This window comes from Streptomyces sp. NPDC001156 (assembly GCF_053598275.1).
Window position 1 is genome coordinate 1 of record NZ_JBSFJX010000331.1, and the last position, 6,093, is coordinate 6,093.

5 protein-coding genes and 1 pseudogene are annotated in these 6,093 nt (G+C 68.9%); all 6 read left to right on the forward strand.

What is annotated here, in order from left to right; translation table 11 throughout:
* Positions 1-432 precede the first annotated feature (432 nt).
* The 6 genes and pseudogenes from ACWDA7_RS49335 (at position 433) to ACWDA7_RS49360 (ending at position 5,760) form a co-directional block, all read left to right on the forward strand.
* The gene (locus tag ACWDA7_RS49335) at positions 433-1,569 is read left to right on the forward strand and encodes an alpha/beta fold hydrolase (RefSeq protein ID WP_450614317.1); all 1,137 of its coding nucleotides are present in this window, start codon (positions 433-435) and stop codon (positions 1,567-1,569) included.
* Positions 1,570-1,677: 108 nt separating this feature from the next.
* The gene (locus tag ACWDA7_RS49340) at positions 1,678-3,069 is read left to right on the forward strand and encodes a M48 family metalloprotease (RefSeq protein ID WP_450614319.1); all 1,392 of its coding nucleotides are present in this window, start codon (positions 1,678-1,680) and stop codon (positions 3,067-3,069) included.
* A gap of 678 nt (positions 3,070-3,747) precedes the next feature.
* Positions 3,748-3,861: pseudogene (locus ACWDA7_RS49345) on the forward strand (succinate dehydrogenase iron-sulfur subunit); the annotation flags it as partial.
* A 235-nt stretch (positions 3,862-4,096) separates the two neighbouring features.
* Positions 4,097-4,504, forward strand: coding sequence for a hypothetical protein (locus ACWDA7_RS49350; protein WP_450614321.1), 408 nt, complete (start codon positions 4,097-4,099; stop codon positions 4,502-4,504).
* Between the two features lie 3 nt (positions 4,505-4,507).
* The gene (locus ACWDA7_RS49355) at positions 4,508-5,008 is read left to right on the forward strand and encodes a thiol-disulfide oxidoreductase DCC family protein (RefSeq protein WP_450614323.1); all 501 of its coding nucleotides are present in this window, start codon (positions 4,508-4,510) and stop codon (positions 5,006-5,008) included.
* 11 nt (positions 5,009-5,019) lie between these two features.
* Positions 5,020-5,760, forward strand: coding sequence for a TetR family transcriptional regulator (locus ACWDA7_RS49360; protein WP_450614325.1), 741 nt, complete (start codon positions 5,020-5,022; stop codon positions 5,758-5,760).
* The last annotated feature ends 333 nt before the right edge of the window (positions 5,761-6,093 follow it).

Genomic DNA, 6,093 nt, shown 5'->3' on the forward strand with positions numbered 1-6,093 from the left:
CGCCGTCCGGCGGGGGTCGTAGGTCTCGGACATGGTTCCTCCGAACGATGGATGATGAAGGACATCTAGATTCAGGATTACCACCATCATCCTGAATGTCAAATGGGGAGCCGAAAAGATCTCCGGTACGCGTCTGCGGCATCGCGTGGCCGCCCAGTCCCTGCCTGCCGACGCGGTCGTCTGCGCCGCGAAAGGGCTGCGAGAGATCCGCGGGAGACAGGGCCGTCCTCGCCCGAGGCTCCGTTTGCGGGAGTCCGGGGGGCGCCGCAGCATGGGCTGGACATGCCGGGTGCGCATCCGCCCTTCGGGCCTGTGGGCGCATCCCGTGCGGACAGCCCTCGGGCCATGTGCCGGGCGGGCGCGGCCTCGGACGAGGTGATCGGTCCCGACACCTCACCGAGCCGGCGACCGTCAGGTGCGAAAGGGAGTCTGATGCCTCAGGAACCTGCGAACGAGAACCCCACGGACGGATTCGGCACCCGGATGCCCCGCCGCGACGTGCTGCGCGCGGCCGGCACCGGTGCGCTGGGCCTCGGAGTGGGAGGTGTCACGCTGACCGGTGCCGCGACGCCCGACGACGGGTCCCCGAGCCCCCAGGGCACGCCCGTGCCGACTCCGGAAGGCCTTGGCACCGTCCAGCAGGCGCCCCATCTCCCGTCGGGGTTCACCAGGACGTTCACCAGCCGGTTCGTCCAGGCGGGCGGACTGCGCCAGCACGTGGTCGTCGGAGGGAACGGACCACCACTGCTCCTGGTGCACGGCTGGCCCGAGACCTGGTATGCCTGGCGCCTGGTGATGCCGACGCTGGCCAGGAACTTCACGGTCCTCGCCGTCGACCAGCGCGGTATCGGGCTGTCCGACAAGCCCAAGGACGGCTACGACACCCGTACCCTCGCAGGCGACCTGGTGGCGCTGATGGACGCGTTCGGCCACCGGCGGTTCGCCGTGGCCGGTCACGACACTGGCATGCCGATCAGCTACGCACTGGCCGCGGACCACCCCGATCGCGTCGACCGACTGGCCGTCGCCGAGGCCTTCCTCCCTGCCGTGACCCCCTCACCGCCGATGGTGAGCACCGCACAGGTCAACGACCGGCTGTGGCACATCCCCTTCAACCGGCTCACCGAAGTGAACGAAGAGCTCGTCAAGGGACGCGAAAACATCTACTTCGGCTGGCAGTTCACCACCAAGGCCGAACGGAAACTCCCCGACTACGTCGTCAGTTACTACGTCCGGATGCTCTCGACCCAACGCAACGCGCTCCGCGGCAGCTTCGGCTGGTATCGCGCGCTCGACACCACCATCGCGCAGGACGAGCAACGCAAGAAGCACCTGCTGAGCATGCCCGTCCTGGCGATCGGCGGAGCGAAGAGCCTCGGCGAGAACGTGGGGAACACGATGAAGCTCGTCGCGCACGACGTCCAGTCCGAGGTCATTCCCGGCTCCGGCCACTGGGTCGCGGAAGAGGCTCCTGCGGAGTTGCTGGCGGCGCTGACGGCGTTCCTGGCCCCGTACCGCACCCGAGGACGAGGCGCGGAGTCCCTGACCGCTACGCCGACGGGCAGGTGAACACCGGTCGGCGGCCGGACGATCCGGCCCGCCGGACTGCGGCCATCCGAAGGCCTCGGGGGCTCTCACTGGGGCGGTTCCGCCCCCGTCTGCTCGTTCACGACCGAGGTGCGGGAGGTCACGCGGAAGTGCGACACGCGTGTCCCGGACGAGCTGTTGCTGACCGGCGACGTCAACGCAGCGGTCGCCGAACAGACCCGGCTGCTGGGGCTGCTGCCCGGCCGGCGCCGCCTGTACCTGGGCGTGCCGTTGCCAGCAGGGATCAGCGTGCCGGAGCTGCATGCCGTACTGGCGCACGAGTTCGGCCACTTCAGCAACCAGGACACCCGTTTCGCCGGTGTCACCATGCGCGGCCGTGCGGCGGTCCTGCACACGGTAGACGCCTTCCGCGCTCATGACAGCCGCGCCCACGCCGTCATCGGCAACCTCTATGTGCGCTACGCGCACTACTTCCTGACGGCCACCCAGTCCGTGGCCCGACGCCAGGAACTCGCAGCCGACTGGACAGCGGCCCGACACGTCGGCCGCGACATCACGGCTTCCGCGCTGCGGCGGATCCCCGCCCTTGACGCCGCTCACGACCACTACATCGAGATGTACGCCACGATGGGGACGCCTGCCAATGCGCTTCCGCCGGTCGGCGAGTTCCACGGCGGCTTTCGGCGCCTGCTGGCCGCGCGGACCCCGCAGGCACTGGCCGAACTCGCCGGAACCCGGCAGGCACCACGACCGTCTCCCTACGACTCGCACCCGCCGATGTCCGAGCGAGTGGCGCTGATCGAAGCGCTACCCGATGACGGGATGACCCACGATCCGGCGGCGCCGCCCGCCCTGTCCCTGCTTCGGGACCAGGACGACGTATTGACCGCACTGGAGTCGTATACGCTGCCGGCCTCCACGGCGGGAATACGTCGGCTGGACTGGCCCGACCTCGTCCTGGCGCGCTCCGTGGCCGATGCAGTGGGATGGGCCGAGCCCCTGCAGACAGCGGTCCGCAGGGCGCTGCGCACCGCTTCCATCCCGGCAGACGGCGACGTAGCCTCCGGCCCCGTACGGGAGCCTTCCGGCCGGTCGGACTCGCCCGCACCGGGCGGCAGGGCGCACGATCCGCATGGCGTGCCCGGTCCCGACGGCGAACGCAGCCAGCCCTGCCTGCCGGGACTGGATGGTGTTCTGGACGCGATCGACGCCGGCCTGCTGTGGATGGCAGTCGCGGACCGTATGCCCAAGCCCGCGCAGGCATCCCGTTTGACCGGCCAGTCGGCCCGCAACTTCATCCGGCCCGCGGTGTGGGACGGGCTGGCCGGGCCGGTGTACCTGCATCTCGTCGCAGAGAACCTGGCCCGGCCCGACGTCTCCTGGTCAAGCAAAGCGGGTCTGGCCCTGCCCGAAGAGTGGGAGAAGGGGATGGACACCGCAATCGACGCTGCGGTCGACGACACCCCCGACACCACGGCCCTGCGGGCCCTGCTGGCAGGAAGCGACCCGAAAGGCACCTGAACCACCACTTCCTCCTCCCCCGCCGACGGGGTGACAGGCGCCAAAACCCACAGCGATACGGGGCACGCGAAAGCAGCCACGCCACGATGACGTCCTCACCCAGCAGAGCGTCACCGTGTCGCCGCCCCTTGGCGGTTGACGGTGTGACACCACCAGCAGGCCTGTACGAGTAGATCCGCGGGATCAACAAGGGCTGTCCCGAAAAGCCTCAGGCGACCCTGCCATCACGCCGCACGACCGACTCTCCCTCGTGGGAGCTGCGCGTCGTTTCGCCTCCACTCAGACCCGGCCAGGGCGTCCTGGACCGGCATCAGCCATCCCGGCGCCGACCTGGGGTCCTGGAACTGCCGGCCGGCCGCCGCTCATCCTGGTCGGTGACCCGGACCAGGCCATCTACGCCCGGCGTCGGCGCCGAACCCACGGCCCTGCACCGCCTTGCACCCAACTGGCCGATGATCCTGTCGTTGTCCGGCAACTGGAGCAGTTCTCCGATCATCCGCCAACCTGCGCACGGGACAGCGCGCGCCGGAAATCCCCCTCGGCGCAGCCTCACGGTGCCCGTCACGGACAGCGTCGACCCGGCCGAAGGTTGGTTGTCCGTGTGGGCCACCCGCCCAGCTGGAAGGGACCCCGACGACGCCGAGAAGAACCTCCGTGGCTACCTGCGAACCGCGAAGCAAGGGCGGCGTGTGGCGCTGCCGCACGACGTTCCACCACGCGGACGCCTGCCCGCGCGGCACCGTGGCGGCGAAGGCGATCCAGGAGGTGAAGCGAGCACTGATCACGCGCCGCTTGCGATCTCCTCGATCCGCCTGCCCTTGGGGCCCTGTCCTCCGCGCTTGCGGAGACAGGGCCCTCAGGTGTTTTGGGCACCTCCGCGCTCCTTGCGGGACGTTCGTTGCGCGGTCACGGCACGGACACGCGTGCAGTCCGGGCCGAGCACCACATCCTTGAGTTGAACACGTTCAAAAGTGGGGCTACAGTCAGTCCCGACAGAGTTTTGAACGCGTTCAAGAAGGGTGGAGACATGGACCTCACGGTCATCGCTTACGTCATCTATCTGCTGATCAGCGTCGCCCTGACGGTGTGGGTGGCGCGCACACTCAGCCGCAACGGGCGGATCTTCCTCGAGGACGTGCTGCACGGGAACGAGAAGCTCGCCGACGCCGTCAACCACCTCCTGGTGGTCGGCTTCTACCTCGTCAACCTCGGTTTCATCGCGCTCTACCTCAACGGCCACGCCACCATCGACGACACACGCCAGGTCTTCGAGGCCCTGTCGACCAAGCTCGGCGTGGTGCTGCTGGTCCTCGGCGTGATGCACCTGGGCAACGTGTACGTGCTCAACAAGATCCGGCGGCGCGGGGCCATGGAGCGGGAACAGGTCCCGCCCGTGGGGCCGCAGGGCTGGACCGCACCCTCGACGGGGGCCTGAGCCATGACGGCCACGGTGGACCGGGATGCCGCGCGCGTCCCGGTCCACGGGCTGACCGTGCTGTACGACGCCGAGTGCTCCCTGTGCACCTTCCTGCGCGACTGGCTGGTACGGCAGCCGCAACTGGTGCCGCTGGAACTTCTTCCGGCCGGATCGCAGCAGGCGCGCCGGCGCTTCCCCGGGCTCGATCACCGCGCCACCCTCGAGGAGATCACCGTCGTCGGTGACGCCGGGCAGGTCTACCGCGGCGCATCCGCCTGGGTCGTGACGCTGTGGGCGCTGCACGGCCACCGGGCCCTGGCCCACCGGCTCGCCACGCCAGCGGGTGCCAGGCTCGCCAAGGGCGCGGTGCTGGCGGCCGCCAAGTGGCGCGGGGCCCAGTGGGGCGGGGCGCAGTGGGGCGGACGCGCCTACCGCCAGGGCGAGGGCTGGACCTACGACCCGGGGCAGGGCTGGACGTACACCGAGCCCGGGTGCGACGGCGGCACCTGCGCCACTCGTTAGGCTCTGTGTCCGTGCCTGCCAAGAACGACCCAGCCGACGAGGGCGCCACGCCCACCAAGTCCGAGCAGACCCGTGCGCTCATCCTGGAAACCGCGATGCGGCTCTTCCAGGAACGCGGCTACGACAAGACGACGATGCGCGCGATCGCCAAGGAGGCCGGAGTCTCCGTAGGCAACGCGTACTACTACTTCGAAGGCAAGGAACACCTGATCCAGGGCTTCTACGACCGGATCGCCGCCCAGCACCGGGAGGCGGTCCGGTCGGTCCTGGAGGGGGAGACCGACCTGGAGAGACGACTGGCGGGCGTACTTCAGGCATGGTTGGACATCGCCACGCCCTACCACGAGTTCGCGGTGCAGTTCTTCAAGAACGCCGCCGACCCCGACAGCCCCCTCAGCCCCTTCTCCCCCGAATCCGAACACGCACGCCTGGAGGCCATCGACGTCCACAAACAAGTGCTCGCCGGAGCCAAGACGAAAGTCCCGGAGGACCTGCGGGACGTACTGCCCGAGCTGATGTGGCTCGCCCAGATGGGCCTCGTGCTCTACTGGATCTTCGACCGGACCGAGGGCCGCGAACGCAGCTACCGCCTTGCACGGCGCGGCGCCCGCCTCACCGCACGCGGCGTCGCCCTGGCCCGCTTCCGGGTACTACGCCCCCTCGTCCACGAAGTGCACGAACTGTTCACAGACTTCCTGCCCGGAATGACGAAAATGCTGCCCAACCCCGAAAACAGCCACAGAGCCGAGTGACCACCAACGGCCAACAAGGCCGAACGGCACCCTCGGCGCCCGCCATGCCCACGGGTCGCGCATACCCGCCGATCCGGCCCCGAAGGGCGGGACAGAGGCCACGGTCCGCGAAGCCGGACCTGGCCCCCACCACGGTGAACCATCGGCCCCAGTACGACGGCTTCTCAGAACTGCAGGAAGCGTCTCTGATTGGCTTAGCCTCGATCCACCGACCGATGCCTATGGATGACGCTTGGGGAAATGAAGAAGTGCCTTGTGACCTGCGATGATGGGAGTTCTTCACGCTTCCAGCACGCACAATCAGCAAGGCACTTCCGAGATGCAAGTTTCCCA